Source organism: Erythrobacter sp. RANMB8, assembly GCF_056848235.1.
Genome location: NZ_JBREHG010000001.1, coordinates 438,700 through 460,049, shown reverse-complemented (window position 1 = coordinate 460,049; position 21,350 = coordinate 438,700). Strand labels below are relative to the sequence as shown.

The 21,350-nt window shown below is 64.4% G+C and carries 19 protein-coding genes and 1 riboswitch; of the genes, 8 read left to right on the top strand and 11 right to left on the bottom strand.

Annotated elements, in window-relative coordinates:
* The first annotated feature begins 127 nt into the window (after positions 1 to 127).
* Positions 128 to 1,405, top strand: a complete 1,278-nt coding sequence (locus tag ACU0AG_RS02090; RefSeq protein WP_482780601.1) for an MFS transporter — start codon at positions 128 to 130, stop codon at positions 1,403 to 1,405.
* Between the two features lie 87 nt (positions 1,406 to 1,492).
* Here ACU0AG_RS02090 and ACU0AG_RS02085 read toward each other — a convergent pair whose 3' ends face one another.
* The 8 genes from ACU0AG_RS02085 to crtY form a co-directional block, all read right to left on the bottom strand.
* Positions 1,493 to 3,046: an acyl-CoA carboxylase subunit beta gene (locus ACU0AG_RS02085; RefSeq protein WP_482780600.1), complete on the bottom strand. Its 1,554-nt coding sequence runs from the start codon at positions 3,044 to 3,046 to the stop codon at positions 1,493 to 1,495.
* Between the two features lie 226 nt (positions 3,047 to 3,272).
* Positions 3,273 to 5,162, bottom strand: a complete 1,890-nt coding sequence (locus ACU0AG_RS02080) for an acetyl/propionyl/methylcrotonyl-CoA carboxylase subunit alpha (RefSeq protein WP_482780599.1) — start codon at positions 5,160 to 5,162, stop codon at positions 3,273 to 3,275.
* On the bottom strand, positions 5,159 to 5,656 hold the full coding sequence (locus ACU0AG_RS02075) for a hypothetical protein (protein ID WP_482780598.1): 498 nt from the start codon (positions 5,654 to 5,656) through the stop codon (positions 5,159 to 5,161). The genes ACU0AG_RS02080 and ACU0AG_RS02075 overlap by 4 nt, the downstream gene beginning before the upstream one ends.
* A gap of 155 nt (positions 5,657 to 5,811) precedes the next feature.
* On the bottom strand, positions 5,812 to 6,765 hold the full coding sequence (locus ACU0AG_RS02070) for a phytoene/squalene synthase family protein (RefSeq protein ID WP_482780597.1): 954 nt from the start codon (positions 6,763 to 6,765) through the stop codon (positions 5,812 to 5,814).
* Between the two features lie 10 nt (positions 6,766 to 6,775).
* A complete protein-coding gene (locus tag ACU0AG_RS02065) occupies positions 6,776 to 7,357 on the bottom strand; it encodes an LOG family protein (protein ID WP_482780596.1) in 582 nt (193 codons plus the stop codon).
* A complete protein-coding gene (locus ACU0AG_RS02060; RefSeq protein ID WP_482780595.1) occupies positions 7,354 to 7,776 on the bottom strand; it encodes a hypothetical protein in 423 nt (140 codons plus the stop codon). The genes ACU0AG_RS02065 and ACU0AG_RS02060 overlap by 4 nt, the downstream gene beginning before the upstream one ends.
* On the bottom strand, positions 7,773 to 9,335 hold the full coding sequence (locus ACU0AG_RS02055; protein ID WP_482780594.1) for a phytoene desaturase: 1,563 nt from the start codon (positions 9,333 to 9,335) through the stop codon (positions 7,773 to 7,775). Before ACU0AG_RS02055 ends, ACU0AG_RS02060 begins: the two co-directional genes overlap by 4 nt.
* On the bottom strand, positions 9,332 to 10,594 hold the full coding sequence (gene crtY / locus ACU0AG_RS02050; RefSeq protein WP_482780593.1) for a lycopene beta-cyclase CrtY: 1,263 nt from the start codon (positions 10,592 to 10,594) through the stop codon (positions 9,332 to 9,334). Before crtY ends, ACU0AG_RS02055 begins: the two co-directional genes overlap by 4 nt.
* A 142-nt stretch (positions 10,595 to 10,736) precedes the next feature.
* Between crtY and ACU0AG_RS02045 the strand changes: the two genes are divergently transcribed.
* Positions 10,737 to 11,660, top strand: a complete 924-nt coding sequence (locus tag ACU0AG_RS02045; RefSeq protein ID WP_482780592.1) for a MipA/OmpV family protein — start codon at positions 10,737 to 10,739, stop codon at positions 11,658 to 11,660.
* A gap of 6 nt (positions 11,661 to 11,666) precedes the next feature.
* Here the strand turns inward: ACU0AG_RS02045 and ACU0AG_RS02040 are convergent, their stop codons facing one another.
* Positions 11,667 to 12,407 carry a DUF2059 domain-containing protein gene (locus ACU0AG_RS02040; RefSeq protein WP_482780591.1) on the bottom strand — a complete coding sequence of 247 codons (741 nt, stop codon included), beginning with the start codon at positions 12,405 to 12,407 and terminating at the stop codon, positions 11,667 to 11,669.
* 138 nt (positions 12,408 to 12,545) lie between these two features.
* Between ACU0AG_RS02040 and ACU0AG_RS02035 the strand changes: the two genes are divergently transcribed.
* From ACU0AG_RS02035 to ACU0AG_RS02010, 6 genes are all read left to right on the top strand, one after another.
* A complete protein-coding gene (locus tag ACU0AG_RS02035) occupies positions 12,546 to 13,829 on the top strand; it encodes a metal-dependent hydrolase family protein (RefSeq protein WP_482780590.1) in 1,284 nt (427 codons plus the stop codon).
* A gap of 169 nt (positions 13,830 to 13,998) precedes the next feature.
* Positions 13,999 to 14,574, top strand: a complete 576-nt coding sequence (locus ACU0AG_RS02030; RefSeq protein ID WP_482780589.1) for a hypothetical protein — start codon at positions 13,999 to 14,001, stop codon at positions 14,572 to 14,574.
* 78 nt (positions 14,575 to 14,652) lie between these two features.
* Positions 14,653 to 14,761: riboswitch (TPP riboswitch) on the top strand.
* A gap of 44 nt (positions 14,762 to 14,805) precedes the next feature.
* Positions 14,806 to 16,677 (top strand): phosphomethylpyrimidine synthase ThiC, encoded by a 1,872-nt coding sequence (thiC, locus tag ACU0AG_RS02025; protein WP_482780588.1) that lies wholly within the window; start codon positions 14,806 to 14,808, stop codon positions 16,675 to 16,677.
* A gap of 464 nt (positions 16,678 to 17,141) precedes the next feature.
* On the top strand, positions 17,142 to 17,795 hold the full coding sequence (locus ACU0AG_RS02020) for a DUF5343 domain-containing protein (RefSeq protein WP_482780587.1): 654 nt from the start codon (positions 17,142 to 17,144) through the stop codon (positions 17,793 to 17,795).
* A 28-nt stretch (positions 17,796 to 17,823) separates the two neighbouring features.
* Positions 17,824 to 18,369, top strand: a complete 546-nt coding sequence (locus ACU0AG_RS02015) for a Swt1 family HEPN domain-containing protein (RefSeq protein ID WP_482780586.1) — start codon at positions 17,824 to 17,826, stop codon at positions 18,367 to 18,369.
* A gap of 56 nt (positions 18,370 to 18,425) precedes the next feature.
* Positions 18,426 to 19,109, top strand: a complete 684-nt coding sequence (locus ACU0AG_RS02010; RefSeq protein WP_482780585.1) for a hypothetical protein — start codon at positions 18,426 to 18,428, stop codon at positions 19,107 to 19,109.
* 207 nt (positions 19,110 to 19,316) lie between these two features.
* Here the strand turns inward: ACU0AG_RS02010 and ACU0AG_RS02005 are convergent, their stop codons facing one another.
* Positions 19,317 to 20,126 carry an SDR family oxidoreductase gene (locus ACU0AG_RS02005; RefSeq protein WP_482780584.1) on the bottom strand — a complete coding sequence of 270 codons (810 nt, stop codon included), beginning with the start codon at positions 20,124 to 20,126 and terminating at the stop codon, positions 19,317 to 19,319.
* Positions 20,127 to 20,129: 3 nt separating this feature from the next.
* Complete coding sequence (locus tag ACU0AG_RS02000) at positions 20,130 to 21,269, bottom strand: acyl-CoA dehydrogenase family protein (RefSeq protein ID WP_482780583.1); 1,140 nt, start codon at positions 21,267 to 21,269, stop codon at positions 20,130 to 20,132.
* Positions 21,270 to 21,350: the final 81 nt, after the last annotated feature.

Here is a 21,350-nt window from a genome sequence, read left to right as displayed (position 1 = left end):
CTTTCACAAATAGAACCTTGGGCGCGCCGAAGGAACTGTTGCTGGAACAATTCACACCGCCTGCCATTTTGTGCACATGCGAAAAGAACAGTGGTCTTCCGGCGAACCCATGGGCAAAGGCCCTGCCATGGCCACGCCCTCCGCCTCGCCTGCGCTTGCCCCCGTCGCGCCGCTGCGCAAAAGCCTCGGCGAGCGCGAGCTGATGTGGATGATGGCGATGCTGATGGCATTGAATGCCTTCGGGATCGACGCAATTCTGCCCGCACTCGATGCGCTCGCCGCCGATCTCGCGGTCGCGGGAAATGACCGGCAGTTCGTGATCGGGGTCTATCTGCTCACCGCAGGGATGGGCGCGCTGGTGCCGGGCGCGCTGGCGGACCGGTTCGGACGGCGGCCGATCCTGCTGGGATCGGTGGCGGTCTATATCGTGCTGTCGATCCTCTCCGCGCTCGCGCCAACTTATGACGCGCTGATCGCGGTGCGCGCCGCGCAGGGCTTTTTCGCCGCCGGTATCGTCGCCTTGCCGCCCGCGATCATCCGCGACCGCGTGGGCGGTGACCGCATGGCGCGGATGATGAGCGTGATCTTCGTGATCTTCCTGATGGTGCCCGCAGTCGCGCCGACCATCGGCAAGGCGATCCTGCAATTCGGCAGCTGGCGCGCAATCTTCGCGGCGAGCGCGGGGCTGGGCGTGCTGATGGCGGCCTGGGTCTTCGTCCGCCTGCCCGAAAGCCTGACGCCCGAGAATGTCCAGCCGATCCTCCCGCGCACCATCGCCGCCAATATGGGCCGGGCGCTGACCCTGCCGAGCACCTTCGGCTATGTCATCGGCTCCGCACTGGTGTTCGGCGCGCTGTTCGGCTTCATCAATTCCTCGCAGCAGCTGATCACCGAGACTTTCGGCGCCGGCGATATCTTCACCTATGTCTTCGCGATCTGCGCCGGATCGATGGCGCTGGCGAGCTGGTCGAACTCGCGCATTGTCGAACGCTTCGGCGCGCGCCGCGTCAGCCACACCGCGCTGTTCGCCTTCATCGCGGTGAGCGCGGTGCAGGTCATGTTCGCCTTCCAGCCGGACGAGAGCCTGTGGCAGTTCGTGCCGCTGATGGCGATCAACATGGCGCTGCTGGGCTTTATCGGCTCCAACTTCGGCGCAATCGCGATGAACCCGTTCTTTGCCATCGCCGGCGCGGCGAGCTCGGCGCACGGCTTTGTGCGGATGACCACTGCGGCGCTGCTCGGCGGGGCGATCGGCTATGCCTTCGACGGCACGGCGCGCCCGCTGGCGCTGGCGCTGCTGGCGAGCGGCCTTGCGTGTCTGGTGCTGGTCCTGTGGAGCGAAAAGGGGCGGCTGTTTGGGCCGAGCGATGCCGAAGCGGGGATGCGCGGGGAACCGGCGGAGTAGGCCCACCCCTAACCCCTCCCGCAAGCGGGAGGGGGACTGGTAGCGCTGATACTCCCCTCCCGCTTGCGGGAGGGGGCGGGGGTGGGTCTAGCGCTCGCTCTCCAACCGCCGCCAAGCCAGCCCGGCAAACTCGCACAGCAGTGGCCGCGTGTCGCGGGGGTCGATGATGTCCTCGACATTAAAGCGCTCGGCAGAGCGGAAGGGGGATGTGACCTTGGCCAGCCGTTCGCGGATTTCCTCCAGCAGAGCGGCAGGATCTTCGGACGCTTCCAGTTCCGCCTTGTAGGCGACCTCCAAGCCGCCCGCGATGGGCAGGCTCCCCCAGTCGCCGCTCGGCCAGCAATAGCGGTACTGGTAGCGGTCGGCATTGCTCATCGCGCTTCCGGCGATGCCATAGGCGCGGCGGAGCACCACCGACGCCAGCGGCACCGTGGCGCGGTAGATCGCGTTCATCGCGTTGACCCCGTAACGGATCGTCCCCGCCATTTCCGCCTCGCGCCCGATCATGAAGCCGGGGTTGTCGACGAGGTGGACGATGGGCAGGCGAAACTGGTCGGCGAGGCGCACGAAGCGTTCGACCTTCTCGCTGGTCTTGGCCTCCCACGATCCCCCGAGATAGCTCGGATCGGAGGCGATGACGAACACCGGCCACCCATCGAGCCGGGCGAGGGCGGTGATCGCGGCGCGGCCCCAGTGTCTGCCGATCTCGAACACGGTGCCGCTGTCGAACACTATGTCGAGACAGCGCCGCATCGAATAGACCTGCTTCGGATCGTGCGGCACGAGGCTGAGCAGCGCCTCTTCCTTGCGGTGGACCGGATCGGTGCACAGCGAGCGCCGCGCCGGTTGCCCCACATATTCGGGCATGAAGCTGAGGAAATGCCGCGCGCGGGCAAAGGCTTCGGCCTCGGAGGCGACCTCGTCATCGACCACGCCGTTGCGGGTGTGGATTGCCGAGCCGCCGAGCGCTTCCTTCGCCTCCTCGTGATTGGCCGCGCCGCCCTTGTAGGCCTCGCCAAGGCCATCCACCACGGCAGGGCCAGCCGCGAAGATCTGCGAGAGGCCCTTCACCATGATCGAATAGTGGCTGGCGACGGTCCGCGCCGCGCCGAGGCCCGCCGTCGGACCCAATGCCAGCGCCACAACCGGCACGGTGTCGAGATTGGTCACCACATCGCCCCAGCCGGGCACGGCGGGGATATAGGTCGCGCCGATTTGCTCCAGCGTCTTCACCGAGCCGCCGCCGCCGGTGCCGTCGATCATGCGGATGATGGGCAGCTTCAACTGATGCGCCATCATCTCGGCCTGCACCATCTTGCGCGCGATCCCCGCATCCGCCGCGCCGCCGCGGATGGTGAAGTCGTCGGCGGTGGCCACAACAGGCCGGCCATTGATCAGCGCCTTGCCGAACAGGAAGGGGGCGGGGGTGACGCTTTGGAGGTCACCGCTCGCGTCATACTTGGCGCTACCCGCGATCTTGCCGATCTCGCGGAAGGAGCCCTCGTCGCAAAGCGCCGCGAGCCGCGCGCGGGCGTCCATCTTCCCGCGCCCGTGCTGCCGCGCCACCTTGTCCGCGCCGCCCATCTGCTCGGCGAGCGCCTCGCGGCGGCGCAGTTCTTCGAGTTCCTTTTGCCACGACATCCCAATCTCCCACCTCGTCATTGCGAGGAGCCCCGCAAGGGGCGACGCGGCAATCCATGGCCGGACGGCGCGCCCTGTTGCGAGGTCAGGTGATGGATTGCTTCGCTTGCGCTCGCAATGACGAAAAGAGGGTAGCCCTCTTCGTCATCCCAGCGAAAGCTGGGACCTAGGGCCTCATGGTGCAGCGCTTGCCGCTCTAGGCCCCAGCTTGCGCTGGGGTGACGGGTTATTCCGAAGCAGGAACCACGCGGCACAACACCGCCTCGACCTGCACCTGCGACCCCGCGCTGACCTCCAGCCCCTCGATCACCCCGTCGAAGGGCGCGGTGAGGGCATGTTCCATCTTCATGGCTTCCAGCACCATGAGCCGCTCTCCGGCGGTGACGGCCTGGCCCTCGGCGACATCGACCGCGATGACCTTGCCCGGCATCGGGGCGATGATCGCGCCGTCTGCGGCGGAGGCTTGGCCGGTGCCTCGGGGAGGGTGAGGAAAGAGCGTGTAGTCGAAGCCCCGATCCGTGACGATGATTCCCTCATCTTCACTCGGGTAGGTGTTTGCGCAGCTACGGCCGCCCTTGATTGTCGCTTCGAACGATTCCCCTGCGCTCCAGAGGGTGATCGTCTCCTTCGTCGAAGCGTTCAGGCGAAACCCGAAAAGTTTGTCGACAACGGGGTTGTAGCCACTCCAGTCGAACCGGTCCGATTTATACCGTTTCGCGGCTGTGTCTGCGATAACGCTGTCGGGGATAGGCTTCGAGATCAGCGTGTCGCCAGCATTCCCAATCAGCCCTGTGTCGAGTCTCGCGGCAACGAAATCCTCATTGTCGAGGCATTCGAACAAGAACCCCTTGTTGGTCTTGATGGGGGCCACCAAGCTATAATCCAAGCTGCGCTTGAGGGTTTCGATCGCCTTCTCCCGCGAACCTTCATGCACGACGATCTTGGCGATCATGGGATCGTAGAAGGGCGATACCGCGTCGTCCTCCTCCACCCCGGTTTCAATGCGCGCCCATCGATCATCTAGGATCAATGAGCTCAACCGCCCCGTGCTCGGCAAGAACCCCTTGGCAGGGTCCTCGGCATAGAGCCGCGCTTCGATCGCATGGCCGTTGATCGACAGCTCGTCCTGCCGCTTGGGCAGCGGCTCCCCGCTCGCGACGCGCAGCTGCCATTCGACCAGATCGACGCCGGTGATTTCCTCGGTGACGGGGTGTTCGACCTGAAGGCGGGTGTTCATCTCCATGAAGAAGATGCGGTCGGCGCGCAGGCCTTCGCTGGCATCCGCGATGAATTCGATCGTGCCGGCGCCCTCGTAATCGACCGCCTTGGCCGCGCGCACGGCGGCGGCGCAGATTGCCTCGCGGGTGGCTTCGTCCATGCCGGGGGCGGGGGCTTCCTCGATCACCTTCTGGTGGCGGCGCTGGAGCGAGCAGTCGCGTTCGAACAGGTGGACGACGTTGCCGTGGGCATCGCCGAACACCTGCACCTCGATATGGCGGGGCGAGGTGATCCATTTCTCCAGCAGCACTTCGTCATTGCCGAAGCTCGCCTTGGCCTCGCGGCGGCACGATTCGAGGCTTGCGGCGAAGTCAGCGGGGGCATCGACCTTGCGCATCCCCTTGCCGCCGCCGCCCGCGACCGCCTTGATGAGGACGGGATAGCCGATCGCCTCGGCCTCGGCGGTGAGGCGTTCCACGGATTGATCGGAGCCGTCGTAGCCCGGCGTCACCGGCACGCCTGCGCTGCGCATCAGCTGCTTGGCCGCGTCCTTCAGGCCCATGGCGCGGATGCTGGCAGGCTTGGGGCCGACCCAGATCAGCCCTGCGTCGATGACGGCCTGCGCGAAGTCGGCGTTCTCCGAGAGGAACCCGTAGCCCGGGTGGATCGCATCCGCCCCCGTCTGCTTGGCCGCCGCGATGATCTTCGCGCCCACCAGATAGCTCTCAGCCGCAGGCGAGGGACCGATATGCACGCTTTCGTCGGCGCTCCGCACATGCAGCGCCTTGGCATCGGCATCGGAATAGACCGCGACCGTCGCGATCCCCATGGCCCGCGCGGTGCGCATGATCCGGCAGGCGATCTCGCCGCGATTGGCGATCAGGAGCTTCTGGATCATTGGCCGTCTCCCGGTGCGCCGAGGCGGTCGCATTCGCTCGGGCTTTCCATCGTGAAGCTGGTGTTGGCGACTTTCCATGCGCCCCCGGCGGTGCGCACCATGCTCAGCGAGTTGATCCCGCAATGCGACACCGCGCTGTTGGCGAGGAAGCGGTACGGCCCCCACACCTGCGCCATGTCGCCATCGACCAGCACCGATGTGTAGCGCATCTGCTCGATGAAACGGCCCGAGCGGCCCAGCCACCGCTCAAGATGCCGCGCCACCGGCACGGTATCGACGCGCGGGTTTGCGGGGTCCATGCGGTTGTGGATGAAGATCATGCCTTCGGGCAGCATGTGATCGGCAATCCGGCTGCGATCAGGGTTGCCGATGGCCGCCATGAAGGCTTCGGCTGCGGCGATCACCTCCGCCTGTTCGGGGGCCTGTTCGGGCGTGGATTCGGCGGCGAGCGGTGCTGCGGCGCAGAGAACTGCTGTTGCGAGAATGGCTTTCATGGAGGCGGGATTAGCGTCTTTTTTTTGTCATTGCGAGCCGAAGGCGGAAGCAAAGCTGACCAGAGGTCAACCAATCCATGGCCTGTCTTCGCCTCAAGCGCCGGGGTCTGGCCATGGATTGCTTCGTCGCCTTCGGCTCCTCGCAATGACGAAAATCAGCCCTTGGGCCGGAAATCGGCAATCCCCCAGTCGATCCCGCCCGGCGGCATCTTCTCGCGGTTGAGCACCGCCGAAAGAAAGGCGCGCAGGCCATACAGCGCCTTTTCGCTGCGGGGCACATAGGTGCGGCTTGCCCAGGCCTCGGTCCCTCTTGCCCTGACCTTGCGCCCGATAGCGCCGTAAATCCGCGCTGCCGAAAGCACCGCCCAACGGCTGCGGAAGGGGAGCTTGGCCGCACCCACCCGTGCCGCCGCCTCGTGCTTTTCGACCAGCGCCACCAGCCTTGCGGCCATTTCGGCGAGTTCCTTGCGGTGGTGCGGCTTGGTGTGCTGGCCGGGCTCGATATCCTGTTCGACCAGCCACTCAACCGGCAGGTAACACCGCCCCGCCGCATCATCCTCGACGATATCGCGGGCGATGTTGGAAAGCTGGAAGGCAAGGCCCAGATCATTCGCCCGGTCGAGTGTTTCCTGATCGTCAGGCGACACCCCCATCACCACCGCCATCATCACGCCCACCGCGCCCGCGACATGGTAGCAGTAACGCAGCATGTCGGCCTCGGTGCGCGGGCGCCAGTCTTCGGCGTCGAGCTGGAAGCCCGCGATCACGTCCTCGGCCATTTGCGGGGTGAGGCCCACCTCGGCAGCGACCACGCCCAGTGCATCGAAGGCCGGATCGCCGGTGGGCTTGCCTTCGAACGCCAGCGCGGTGAGGCGGCGGATCAGCGCCAGCCGGTCCGCCAGTCCGGACTGGTCGCCCAGCACCCCGCCCATGTCCTGATTATCGGCAATGTCGTCGGCGCGGCGGCACCAGGCATAGAGCAGCCATGCGCGCTCGCGGGTCGCATTGTCGAACAGCTGCGAGGCGGCGGAAAAGCTCTGCGAGCCCTTCTTGATCGACAGCCGGGCGTGTTCGACCAGCGCGGCGCGGGTTGCTGCATCGACCGCCATTGCCCGAACCCTACAGCTCCTCGGCCTTCATGCGGAAGATGGGTGTGTGCGGCTGATAGGCCTCCATCTTGGCGAGCAGTTCGTGGATCGAGGTCGCCGCGATCAGGATGTTCTGGTGCGCGGGCCGGACAAAGCCGACCGCGGCCATTTTTGCATTGAAGGCCAGCAGATCGTCATAGAAGCCGAAGGCGTTGAGGATGCCGACCGGATCGGAGTGATAGCCAAGCTGCGACCAGCTCATCGCTTCCCACAACTCGTCCATCGTCCCCACACCGCCGGGCAGGGTGACAAAGCCGTCGGAAAGATCGGTGAACTTCTGCTTGCGTTCGTGCATTCCCTTGACCGTGACGAGCTCGTCGCAGTCATGGTTGGCGACTTCGGCGCGCACCAGGCTTTCGGGGATGATACCGATGACATAGCCGCCCGCGTCCTTCGCGCCCTTGGCCACCGCGCCCATCAGGCCCAGCTTGCCCCCGCCATAGACCAGTTCGATCCCGCGCCGGGCGAGCTCCGCGCCGACATCATAGGCCAGCTGGACATAGCGCGGATCCTCGGGCGAGGCCGAGCCGCAATAGACTGCAAGACGTTTCATTGTGCTGCCTCCGCCCCCGTGCAGGCGTGGGCCATGATCGCAAGGTCGCCCATCGAGGGCGGGTTTTCGCCAAAGTCCATCGTCACATCTTTGATCGGCGCACGGAAATTGTTGCCGTAGCGCGACAGGAACAGCCAGCTTTCCTTCATGCCGATGGTCTGCGCGGGACAATCCACCGCCATGATCGCATCGAACACCATCGGCTGGCCGTCGCTGTCGGTCAGGCTCATGCGCAACAGGACCAGATTGACCGGGCGGCCCGCGATGGTTGCGCGGTCACGCCAGCCGGTATCGACCCAGCCTTCGCCGGGATCGTCGATCGCGATGGTTTCCCATTGCGACCGGTGCCCTTCGGCCGCCAGCGGCGAGGGGCCGAGCTGGCTGACCACCCCGGCCAGCGCGAGCAGAGCCGCGATCATGCAGGCACCTTGGCCAGATCCTCCAGCATCAGGCCGGCGGTCGCCTTGGCGCTGCCGACCACGCCGGGGATACCCGCGCCCGGATGGGTGCCTGCGCCGACGAGGTAGTAATTGTCGATCACGTCATCGCGGTTGTGGCCACGCAGCCATGCGCTTTGCCACAGCACCGGTTCGAGGCTGAAGGCGCTGCCCATATGGGCGTTCAGGTCGGCTTTGAAGTCGGTCGGGGCGTAGCTGAACTTGGTGACGATCCGCGAATGGATGTCGGGGATCAGCCGCCGCTCCAGCTCGTCGAGGATCATCTTTTCGAGGCGCGGGCCAACCTCGTCCCAGTCGAGCGGCATCTTGCCCATGTGGCTGACGGGGACCAGCGCGTAGAACGTGCTCTTGCCCGCCGGTGCCATCGAGGGATCGCTGACAGTCGGGTGGTGGAGGTAGATTGCGAAATCTTCCGGCACCACGCCGTTCTTGTAGATGTCGTCGAGCAGGCCTTTGTAACGCTTGGCGAACAGGATCATGTGGTGCGGGATGCCGGGCCAGGTGCCCTCCAGCCCGAAATGCACCACGAACAGCGAGGGCGAATAGCTCTTGCGGTTCAGCGACTTCGCCATCTGGCGTCCGCGTTCGGAACCGGACAGCAGGTCCTTGTAGGAATGCATGATGTCCGCGTTGCTGGCGACGGCATCGAAGCGCTGGCGGAAGCCGCTTTTCGTTTCCACCTCGGTCGCCTTGGTGCCGAGCGTGTGCACCTGCACCACCGGATCGCCCACGCGCATCGTGCCGCCGAGCCGTTCGAAATGGCGCACCATGCCCGCAATCAGCCGGTTGGTGCCGCCGCGCGCCCACCACACGCCGCCGTCCTTTTCCAGCTTGTGGATCAGGGCATAGATCGACGAAGTGTTCATCGGATTGCCGCCGACCAGCAGGGTGTGGAACGACAGCGCCTCGCGCAGCTTGGGGTGCTGCACATAGCTGGAGACCATGCTGTAAACCGAACGCCACGCCTGTTCCTTGATCAGCGCGGGCGCGGCCTTCAGCATCGACTTGAAATCGAGGAACGGCTTGGTGCCGAGCTTCAGGTAGCCTTCCTTGTAGACCCGTTCGGAATATTCGAGGAAGCGGGCATATCCGGCCACGTCCGCCGGGTTCAGCTTGGCGATTTCGGCGTTGAGGCTGGCTTCATCGTTCGAATAGTCGAAGTTGGTGCCGTCAGGCCAATTGAGGCGGTAGAAGGGCATGACCTTCATCAGCTCGACATCTTCGGAAATGTCATGGCCGGTCAGCTGCCACAATTCTTCAAGGCAGGGCGGATCGGTGATCACCGTCGGCCCGCCATCGAAGGTGAAGCCGTCACGCTCCCAGAAATAGGCGCGCCCGCCCGGCTTGTCGCGGCTTTCGATCACGGTGGTGGCGATGCCCGCCGATTGCAGCCGGATGGCGAGCGCCATGCCGCCGAAACCCGATCCGATCACGCAGGCGGTGCGCCCGGCATAGCGTTCGGCGAGGGCGGGGTTGATGCCTTTCGCGCCCGTAAGATTGAGCTTCGCGTCGGCGTTCATGCCGGAGTCTCCATGTTGAGAGGCTTGGTGTCCAAAGGTTTCCCGGAGGAAAATAGCGCACGGATCGCACGCGGAATAGCTACGGGCGGCTTGCCCGTCAGGATGCGCAGCCGGTCAGGCCATGTCGAACGCCCCGCATAGAACCGTTCGACCAGCGCGCCGCGCAGGGCGTAGAAATGTTCGAACACCACCACGCGCTTGTCCGGCTCGGCCGCCTCGAACAGCATACGGCTGAGCATCCGGTAATAGGCGGTGGCGCGCCAGTGCCGCTTTGCGCGCCGCTGGCAGAAGGCAGCAAGTTCCGCGCCCGACAGATCGGGGCGGCGGGCGATCAGGTGCGCGATCGCCAGCGCATTATCGACCGCAAAGGGCAGGGTGTAGCTGGTGAGCGGATGCGAAAAGCCGCCGCGTGCGCCCGCCAGCGCGACGTCGGGGATCGTCACTTCGGCGGCGGCAGCGGCGAAATCCCCGCCGGAGATCACCGGCAGGATGCCCGCTTCCTGATCGACCACCTCGCCCTTCCACCCGTTGCGCTGCGCATATTCGGCCACGCGGCCCTTGAGCACCTCGGCGTCCATCTTCGGCTGGTCGGCGTAATAGGTGTCCTCGATGAAGACATCGGTGGGCGACAGCGGCAGGACATAGACGAAGCGGTAGGCCGCGCCGTTGCCGTGCGGGGCGACCTGATCGACGCTGGCGTCCATGATCACCGGACGGGTGAGGCCGTGCGGCGTCTCGCAGCGGAATTGCTGGCCGAGGAAGACCTGCCAGCCGCCGCTGAGCGCCTTCGACGGGCGGAAGGCGCGGCAATCCACCACGCGCTTTGCCGCTATCCGCGTGCCATCGGCCAGCGTCACGCCGCCGGCATCGAGGCTTTCGACCCTGGCGGAGAGCATCACGCGGTCAGCCGGCAATTCCTCGCTCAGGGCACGATGGAATTCGGCGCTGGCGAGCGAACGGTAGGCGGTCGGCAAGGTGCGGCCAAGGCGCGGGAAGGTGATGTCGTAGCCTTCGTCCCAGCCATTGAGGGCAAAGCCTTCCATCAGCGGGCGTGCGCCGGGGCGGATATCGGTTTCGAACCAGCTCCAGCGGTGGTGCCCGCCGAGCGTGCGCCCTGCTTCGATCACCGCGAAGCGGCAATCCGGCGCATGGCGGTGCAGCGCCAGCGCGATCAGTCCGCCCGCCAGCCCGCCGCCGACGATGATCACATCATGCGCAGCGGTGGCGGATGCTTGGGAATTGCGGGCTGAGTCGACCATGTCCCCAAGGCCCTAGGGCAGGGCGCGGCGATGGGCAATGATGCCGCTGGCATGATCCGCGCGAAAGAATGTTGCAACATGACGCGGAAACAATAGAGCGCGCACGAGTTTGCCCCCACAAACCCCCTGCCAAGGATCGCCCATGACCCCCCGTCTTGCCCTGATTGCACTGGTCGCCTGCTGCTATGCGGCCCCCGCCCTTGCCTCCGGCGATGAAGCCGCCGCCACCGAAGAGACCGAAGCAAGCGTTCAGCCCGCCGCTCCGCCCGCGCCCCCGCCGTTCGCCTTCGCCAAGCCGGTGTTCGACGAGACCTGGGCAACCATCGGCCTCGGCGTCGGGATGGTGCCGAGCTATGCGGGTTCCAATGATTACATCGCCTTCCCGCTGCCGCTGATCGTGGGGCGCGTGGGCGGGATCGGCATCAGCCCCAACGGGCCGGGCTTCGTGCTCGATCTCAATTCGCCCAAGCCCAGCTTCGCCCCCCGCAAGGGGCCGCGCATCAGCTTTGGCCCGGCCTTCCGCTTCCGCAATGATCGCAACAACCGCATCAGCGACGAAGTGGTGGCGCGCGCGGGCAAGCTGGACGCGGCGCTGGAGGTGGGCGGCAATGTCGCGGTGGCGTTCCCCGGCGTGGTCAAGCCCTTCGACCAGCTGAGCGTCGGCGTGCAGGTGCGCGGCGATGTACTGGGCGCGCATGACGGCGTGATCATCGAACCCCAGATCGGCTACCGCGCTCCGCTGGGCAAGGCGATGGTGGTGCAGGCGCAGGTCAGCGCCGAGTTCATCGACGACAATTTCGCCGATTACTACTTCACCGTTTCGCCCGCGCAGGCGCTTGCGACGGGCCTGCCGCAATATCGCGCCGATGGCGGGCTGAACCGCGTCGGCACCACGGCGATCCTGTCCTACGATCTCGATCGCAATCCGCTCAACGGCGGGTGGAGCCTGACCGCGATCGGCGGCTATTCGCGGCTTGTGGGGGACGGGGCCGACACGCCCTACACGCAGGTCCGTGGCGACCCGAACCAGTTCATCGCGGGGCTGGGGGTCGCCTTTACGTTCTGATCCCGCCTACTTCCCCAGCCGCCGGCTGAACACACCCTCGATCACCGCCACCACCGCCGCGTTTTCCTCGGCGGTGAGGGGCTCGTTTTCCATCTGCACGCGGATACCCTGCACCGGCCCTGCAACCTGACCCAGCTTGAGCAGCGCCGGATTGGTCAGCGCCATGCGGCCCATCGCTTCCAGATCGGCCTCGCTCATGCCCGCCACCGCGGCATTGGCGGCGCGGCCCAGATCGGCTTCCACCTGTTCGCGGGTCACTTCGGTCCCGTCCTGCACGGTCGCCAGCGTATCCTGCGGCACATAGTTCTGCGACATCCCGCCCATCAGCTTGCGGCCGAGATCGGAACGATAGAACGCCGCCACGCTGGTCGCCTCTGCCGGCGTGAAGGTCTTGGCGAGCACGGCGATCGTCGCCGGACGGTACAGCGCCCTGACGCGGTCGTTCTGCGCGACGAACACCGGACGCAGGCCTTCGACCACTTCGGCGATCAGGCCGGGGCTGGCGGCTTCAGCCGCAGAAAATTCGGGCGTATTGGCAAATTCGCGCGCCAGCGCTGCCAGCGCGGAATCGATGATCCGGCCCTGATCGAGCGATTCCTCCATCGAGGCATAAAGATCGGCATAGGCCGGGTCCTGCGCGGTCTCGTTCTGGGCTGCAGCGGGGGCAGGCAGGGCCAGCGTGGCAAGCGGCAGCAGAGCCAGCGCGCCAGCGGCAAGCAGCGGGCGGACAAGCGGAATCCGGATCATGGCAGGCGTCCCTTCAGGCACAATTTGAGGCCCTCAGGGATAGTCGCAAGCTGCCTTGGCCCCAAGCGAAATCGGCGGGGCTTGCCATGATGCAAGCGGCGGGCCATCACCGCGGGCAACAGACAGGGGAGAGACACAATGCAGGCAATCCGCAGCGCGCTTATGGCTGGCGCCGTGCTTATGGCGACGGGCGCAGTGGCACCGCTTGCGGCCGAAACCGTGGCAATCCGCGCGGGCAGCGTGATCGCCGATGCCGCCGCCGATCCCACCGGCCCTGCGACGATCCTCGTCACCGACGGCAAGATCGTGTCGATCACTCCCGGCCATGGCGCGGTGGCCGCCGACCGCGAGATCGACCTTGCGGCCAAGACCGTGCTGCCCGGCCTGATCGACCTGCACACCCACCTTTCGGGCGATCCTTCGGGCGAATTCTGGCGCGCCGCGGTCGATCCGGGCGAATGGTACACGCTGATCGCCGCCAAGAACGCGCGGATCACCGCGCTGGCGGGCTTCACCACCGTGCGCGATCTCGGCTCGCGCACCGATCAGGTCACGCAAAGCCTGCGCCGCGCCACCGCCGCCGGCGTGGTGCCGGGGCCGCGCATCGTCACCTCGGCGCGCACCATCGCGATTGTCGGCGGGCATGGCGACACCAACGGCTTTGTCGAGCACGTCAATGACGCGCTGTCATCCGATTACACCTGCACCGGCCCGGTCGAATGCGCCGAGATGGTGCGCAAGGCATCGAAATACGGCGCCGACCTGATCAAGATCACCGCCACCGGCGGCGTGTTGAGCCAGCAGGGGCGCGGGCTTGAGGCGCATTTCACCGATGCCGAGATGAAGTCGATCGTCGACACCGCCGAATCGCTCGGCCTCAAGGTTGCCGCCCATGCCCACGGCGCCCGCGGGATCGAGGCGGCCGCGCGTGCGGGCGTGCACACCATCGAACACGGCACCTATCTCGATGAACAGGCGGCCAAGGTGATGCGCGAGAAGGGCACCACCCTGATCCCGACGCTGATGGCGCTGAAAGGCGTGAGCGAGGGGCTGGACAAGGGCACCTACACCCCCGTGGTCGAAGCCAAGATCCGCGCCGTGGTGCCTTACATGTCCTCGCTGGTGAAGCGGGCGCGGCAATATGGCGTCAAGATCGCGTTCGGCACCGATGCCGGGGTCTATCCCCACGCCCGCAACGCCGAGGAATTCGCACTGATGGTGGAACAGGGCATGTCGAACCGCGAGGCGCTGGCCAGCGCAACCACCGTGGCGGCGGAAATCCTCGGCCTCGACAAGGAAATCGGGCGACTGGCCCCCGGCTATTCGGCCGATATCATCGCGGTCGACGGCAATCCGCTGGCCGATGTGACTGTGCTCGAAGATGTCGACTTCGTGATGGTGCGCGGGCGGGTGATCGAATAGGCCCAGCCTTGTAAAAAATACCTAGAGCGCTTTCCGACCAATCCGGATCACCCTGATTGCGTCAGGAAGTCCGCTGGCAAGGCGTGGCGCGCAGCAGGGGCTGGTTGCCCCTGCAAGTGCCGCAACGCAGCCAGCGGACTTCCTGACGCAACCCCGGAGGGGCAGGTCGATGCTCATCGCTGCCGACTCCCCGATGTATCTCGGGATCATCACCGGAAGCGGTCAGACGATCCTCAATCCGGATCCGAGGCCGCTTGTGAATGTCCATACCCCCTGCGTCGTCAAGGCGCAGGTGAAGGAAGGGCGGGTGTGGAAGCTGCTCGGGCCGCCGATCCGTGAATCGAGCAATCTGCACTACGAAGAAACCTTTTCCTACGAAACCGAGGTCCAGACGCTCAATTCTTTCGAAAGCGAAGTGTCTGCCAGCATCACCGCATCGGCATCCGTCAAAGGTCTGGTGTCGGAAGCATCGATGACAGCCTCGCTGAGCACCTCGCTCAAGTCGAGCATTTCGGAAATGACCCGGCACACATCGTCCAAGGAAATCAAGTTCAGCAAGGATCGAAAGGCCGGATCGGCCTATGCCAACTGGGCGATCTACCGGCGCTACGAAATCACCTATGGCGATGACGTGGTGAGCGACTGGAACCCGTTCACCAGGGAACAATTCGCTGCGATCAAGCCGGGCGTCGAAACCTACTATGTGTTTCTGGCAACCTTTGAAGATGACGCTGTGATCAGCTGATCTGCGCGTTTGCGCGCCTGCGAAACATGTCAGGGTGTCGTGCGAGGCTCGACACCCTGACCCAAACCCTCTAATCGGTGGCTATCCCCGGGGAGCCTGCTGTGGCTGAGAGGGATGGGTAAGCTCCATCCGACCCGTCGAACCTGAACCTGTTAACACAGGCGGAGGGAGTGGGCTGGTCTGTGCGCCATGAAACCCGCTTTTCTTCCGCCCGCTGGAGAGAGAAAGCACATGGCCGATATCAACTCGCCGGTAGAAATTGGCGTCACCACCGGGCCGATCCGTGGCAGCCGCAAGGTCTATGTCGGGGCGCGCACCGGTTCCGGCATCCGCGTTGCGATGCGCGAGATCGACCTTGAGGGCGGCGAGCCCTCCGTGCGGGTCTATGACACCTCCGGCCCCTACACCGATCCGCAAGCGGTGATCGACATCAACGCCGGACTTGCGCCGCTGCGCCGCGACTGGATTCTCGCCCGCGGCGATGTCGAGGATTACGAGGGCCGCGAAGTGAAGCCCGAGGACAATGGCCAGCTTGGCCCCGACCGTTCGGGCGGGGTTCCGGGCTTCCCCAACGTCGTCAAGCGCCCGCTGCGCGCCAAGGCGGGGATGAACGTCACCCAGATGCACTACGCCCGCCGCGGCATCATCACCCCCGAGATGGAATATGTCGCCGAGCGCGAGAATTTGGGGCGGGAGATCGCCAAAGACCTTGTCCGCGACGGCGAAAGCTGGGGCGCGGAAATCCCCGATGTGATCACCCCCGAATTCGTCCGCAGCGAAGTCGCGCGGGGGCGGGCGATCATCCCCTCCAACATCAACCACCCTGAATCCGAACCGATGGCGATCGGGCGCAACTTCCTCGTCAAGATCAACGCCAATATCGGCAACTCGGCGGTCGCCTCGAACGTGGCGCAGGAAGTCGACAAGATGGTCTGGGCGACCCGCTGGGGCGCGGACACGATCATGGACCTCAGCACCGGTCGCAACATCCACGACACCCGCGAATGGATCATCCGCAACAGCCCCGTGCCGATCGGCACCGTGCCGATCTATCAGGCGCTGGAGAAGGTCGGCGGCATCGCGGAAGAACTCACCTGGGAAATCTTCCGCGACACGCTGATCGAGCAGGCCGAACAGGGCGTCGACTACTTCACCATCCACGCAGGGGTGCGTCTGCCCTACATCCCGCTCACCGCCAAGCGCGTCACCGGCATCGTCAGCCGCGGCGGCTCGATCATGGCCAAGTGGTGCCTTGCCCACCACAAGGAGAGCTTCCTCTACGAGCACTTCGACGAGATCACCGAGATCATGAAGGCCTATGACATCGCCTACAGCCTCGGCGACGGCCTGCGCCCCGGCTCGATCCGCGACGCCAATGACGAAGCGCAATTCGCCGAACTCTACACCCTCGGCGAACTCACCAAGCGCGCCTGGGAGCAGGACGTGCAGGTGATGATCGAAGGCCCCGGCCACGTGCCGATGCACAAGATCAAGCAGAACATGGAAAAGCAGCTCGAGGCCTGCGGCGAGGCGCCGTTCTACACCTTGGGCCCGCTCGTCACCGACATCGCGCCGGGGTATGACCACATCACCAGCGGCATCGGCGCAGCGCAGATCGGCTGGTATGGCACGGCGATGCTCTGCTACGTCACCCCCAAGGAACACCTCGGCCTGCCCGACCGCGACGATGTGAAGGTGGGTGTGGTGACCTACAAGCTCGCCGCCCACGCCGCCGACTTGGCGAAGGGGCATCCGGCCGCACAGGTGCGCGACGATGCGCTGTCCAAGGCGCGCTTCGAGTTCCGCTGGCGCGACCAGTTCAACCTGAGCCTCGATCCCGAAACCGCCGAGCAATATCACGACCAGACGCTCCCCGCGGAAGGCGCGAAGTCGGCGCATTTCTGCTCGATGTGCGGGCCGAAATTCTGCTCGATGAAGATCACGCAGGAAGTGCGCGACTTTGCCGCCAAGCAGAATGCGGGGATCGAAACCTTCGTCGCCAGCGAAGCCGAGGCGGAGGCGGGGATGCAGGAAATGAGCGCGAAGTTCCGCGAAGTCGGCAACCAGCTCTACGTCGGCGCAGGCGACCGCGAGCACGATTGAGGCACAAAAGTCCCCCTCCCGTTTACGGGAGGGGTTAGGGGTGGGAGCGCGGGGCCGTGAGGCCCGCGCCCCTTATCTCCCTTCCCTATGGGGAAGGCCCGAGGATAGGGGAAACAACGGTTCAGGGGTGGCGCGACAAATCGCCCGCAGAACCCCCATCCCCAACCCGTTGACGCTACGCGACAGCTTCGCTTCCCCCCTAGGGAAGGGGCTTTTGCAGTCCTCCCCTTTAGGGGAGGGGGACCACCCGCAGGGTGGTGGAGGGGCGGCCGCGGCTGATCCGAAGGGTTGGCGCGCATCCGCACCCGGTCAGGGTTTCACGCAGAGACCGCAGAGGGAAGCGAGACGCGGAGGAAATCGCCTTGCACTCAAACATGGCGCTTCCGACATGTGGAGACTTGTATTCCAGCTATTGATTTATTTGACGAACAACGGGACACATTCGTCAAGCTGAGGAGGCTAATGTGTCAAATCTTCCGTATGTTGTGTCCCCCGGCAATGTTCCAAAAGCACTTGATGCAATAATTGCCGCTGCCACGCCTGAAAAAGTCAGTCAGAACTTTGTAAAGACGATACTGAAGATTCCTGGGGGTTCCGGAGATCAGATGACTTCGTTCTTGAGAAAGATAGGCTTCGCAGACTCTGGGGGGAGTCCCACCGAAATTTATAAAAAATTTCGAAATCAATCTGAAAGAGGGTGGGCAGCCGCAGAAAGTCTCAAATTTGGCTATGCGCAGTTATATCGGAAGAATGAATTTTTGCATGAATTATCGGACAAGGACCTAAAGGGTTTAATTTTAGAGGAGACGGGACTTTCAGTCGAATCTAGTGTGCCGGGGTATATACTTTCTTGTATCAAATCGCTCAAGCATTATGCAGATTTTCGAGCCCGAGATCAGGTTGAAATCGTTGATAACGAAGCCGACGGCATTAAGGATCTTGTAATGGGAGAAACTCAAGGAAATTACGAGATTCCCGCAGGAAACAAGACTCGCGCAATTGGGTTGAGCGTGGGGTATAATATTAATCTAAACCTGCCGGCAACGACGGACATTGCGGTGTTCAATGCGATTTTCAAAAGCCTAAAGGAAAATCTGTTAAAGGACTCTGATGTCTAGTCCAGAGGGGCAACTTCGAACGTTTGGCATGTCGACGCTACAGATAGCGGACGATCTGAAGCGCATTGAGGATCGCTTTGGAATCACATTAGGGAGTCCTGATGGTGTTCGAGCGGATACGACGAAATATTACCCCCAGTTTGATGAAATAATTCGGATGCAGGCAAGGGATATGGCTTCGCACTATGAGTTATTTTATTGTCTCGAGCAGTCCATTCGTCAACTTATAGTAAGCGCTTTGATTGATAAGGCCTCATCAAATTGGTGGAGTTCTACCGTCCCTTCGAAAATCGTGGAAGATGTTAAATCGAGGATGCAAAGGGAGCTTGACAGCGGTTTCAGTTTGCGTTCAGAGCAAGAGATAGATTATACAAATTTTGGTGAATTATCTGTAATCATTACATCAAATTGGGATGTATTCGGTGCAATTTTTTCCAGTAAACGGGCGGTTGAGCGAATAATGAATAGTCTTAATCTCTTGCGGGGGCCGATTGCTCATTGCAGTCCACTTGCAGAGGACGAAATTGACCGCTTGCGATTGACTGTAAAGGATTGGTTCCGCGCGATGTCATAAGCGGGCATCGATGGCCCCCCCTTTCCTACACCCCACCCCCGCGTCATCCTCCCGCGATGACCCGCGCCCAAAGCCCCCGCTCGCCCCGCCGCGCTGCTCCCAAGCTGCGCGCTGTTCCTGCCAATCATGCGCCCGCCACGCCGCCGGAGACCGTCGCCCGCGCTGACGGGTGGACGCTCGAGAAGCAGGCGGGGTTCTTGCGGGCGCTCTCGGCCTCGCATTCCGTCTCGGAGGCGGCGCGGATTGTCGGGATGAGCCGGCAGTCGGCCTATCGGCTGCGCTCGCGCCTCAAGGGCCAGCCGTTCGATCTCGCGTGGGAGGTCGCCTTTCACCATTCCTATGATGTGCTCGCCCACACCGCGCTCGAACGGGCGCTCAACGGTGTCGAGGTGCCGGTATTCTTTCAGGGCGAGCAGGTGGGTTCCTATCGCCGCTTTGACGAGCGGCTGACGGTGGCGCTGCTGTCGCGCTTTACCATGGGCGGCAATCCCGGTTTCGGGCGGCTGGGGCCGATGGCAGAGCGCCACGCCCGCGATTTCGAAAGCCTGCTGGCGCGGGTGGAAAGCGGCGATGCGGTGGAGACCGGCGCGCTGACGCCGGACCAGCCGGGCGAGATCGAGAGCCTGCACCGCCGCTCCTTCGCGATCCCGACACAGGGGGCTATCCCCTGTCTGTCTGATATGACGGACGAGGAATTAATGGCTGAACTTCAGGCGCTTGGATTGGACGAGGAAGAGTGACAGGGTGTAACCTTTGTCACCCACGCGGGCGGGCAGGGCGCGGATAGCAAAAGGGGCCGCCGGATCGCTCCGGCAGCCCCTTTGGTGATAGGTGCTTCGGGCGTCACACCGGATTGTGATGAGCTAGTCTCATTGCAATCCGGTCAAGCCCGTGCGGCGCCTGAGCATTTCCAGCGCGTGATGCGCTAGCATCTTAGCGCGCTGGACTTAATGCCCGCCGGCGGGGTCCGCGAAGTGGCTCGGCAGGTGGGCGTTGACCACGCCGCCGTCCACGGTCAGCGTCTCGCCCACGACATAGTCGCCCGCGCGGCTGCACAGGTAGATCGCGGCGGCGGCCATGTCTTCGGCGGTGCCGATGCGCTTGGCCGGGATGCCCGATGCGGAGGCGTCAGGCGCGTCCTTGGCGGCGCGGTTCATCTCGCTGGGGAAGGCGCCCGGCGCGATCGAGGTGACGACGATGTTGTCGCTGATCAGGCGGGCGGCCATGCGGCGGGTGAGCTGGATCACTGCGGCCTTGGAGGCCTGATAGGCGTAGGTCTCCCACGGGTTGATGCGCTGGCCATCGATCGAGGAGACGTGGATGACCTTGGCCGGATGCCCCGCCTTGCCGCCCGCGACCAGCAGATCGTGGAGCTTCTGGGTGAGGAAGAACGGGGTCTTGACGTTGAGGTCCATGGTGCGGTGCCAGCCGGCCTCGGAGAATTCGAGATAGGGCTGGCCCCAGGCGGCACCGGCGTTGTTGATGAGGATGTCGAGCCGGGTCTCGCGGGATTTGAGTTCGTTGGCGAGGGCGACCATGCCGTCCATCTGGGAAAGGTCGGCGGGGATGCCGATGACCCGATCCGCGCCGAACTGGTCGATGGTCTCCTGCATCTGGTCGGCCTTGCGCGCCGAGATGTAGACCCGGGCGCAACCGGCGGCGAGGAGGCCCTCGACGAACATCTTGCCGATGCCGCGCGAACCGCCGGTGACGAGCGCGATGCGCCCTTCGAGGCTGAAGAGTGATTGAATGTCCATGTGTCAGTATCCGCTCAGGGTGGCCACGCGATTGGCGTGGAAGAAAGCATCGCCCAGGAATTCGGCCAGAGCGCGGTCGCGCTTCATGTAGAGGCCGATGTCGTATTCGTCGGTCATGCCGATCCCGCCGTGCATCTGGACGCCTTCCTGCACCGCGAGACGCGCGGTCTTGGCGACCTTGGCCTTGGCGACGCTGGCCATCAGCTCGGCATGGCTGCTGCCCGCGTCGAGCAGCTGCTGGGCCTTGATGGTCACGGCGCGGGCGATTTCGACCTCGGAATAGAGGTGGCTGGCGCGGTGCTGGAGGGCCTGGAATTCGCCGATCAGCTTGCCGAACTGCTTGCGCTGCTTGAGGTAATCGACGGTCATGTCCATCGCCCCGCGAGCGACACCGACGCCTTCCGCCGCCGCGCCGACCCGTCCGGCGAGCAGCATGGCATCGAGCACGGCGCGCCCGCCGTCGATCTCGCCGATCACGGCATCGCCATCGAGCTCGACCCCGTCGAACTTCGTGTGGGTCGCCATCGAGGAATCGACGAGGCGCACGGCATCATGGCTCATGCCCGCAGCGTCCTTGGGGACGGCGAACAGGGTGATCCCGTCGGCATCCTCGTCCGAACCGGAGGTCCGGGCGGCGACCACGATCATGTCGGAGCTGGCGCCGTGAATGACGAAGCTCTTGGCGCCGGTCAGCTTGAACCCGTTGCCCGATTTCTCGGCGCGGGTGGTGATGCGGCTGGGGCGGTGCTTGGCGGTCTCGTCGATGGCGACGGCGAAAACGCTGTCACCCGCGATCAGGCCGGGCAGGTAACGGCCCTTCAGATCGTCGGAGGCGTGCTTGAGCGCGGTTGCGGCAAGCACGGAGGAGGTGAGGAACGGCGAGGGCGTGAGGTTGCGGCCGATCTCTTCGAGCACGATCCCCGCCTCGACATGGCCCATGCCGAGCCCGCCGTCGGCCTCGTCCACCAGCATGCCGGTGAAGCCCATCTCGGCCATCTGCTTCCACAGGCCGTGGCCGAAGCCGTCCTTGCAATTGCGGTCGCGCCAGTGGCGCAGCTGCTTGGCGATATTGCCTTCCTCGGCGATGAAACCGCGCGCGGTGTCGGCGAGCATCGCCTGATCTTCATTGTGATACAGGGGCATTGGTTTTTCCCTCTCCCGGAAATTCAAATCGTCATCCCGGGCTTGACCCGGGATCGCCATCGTCCTGGCGCCAGTTGCGAG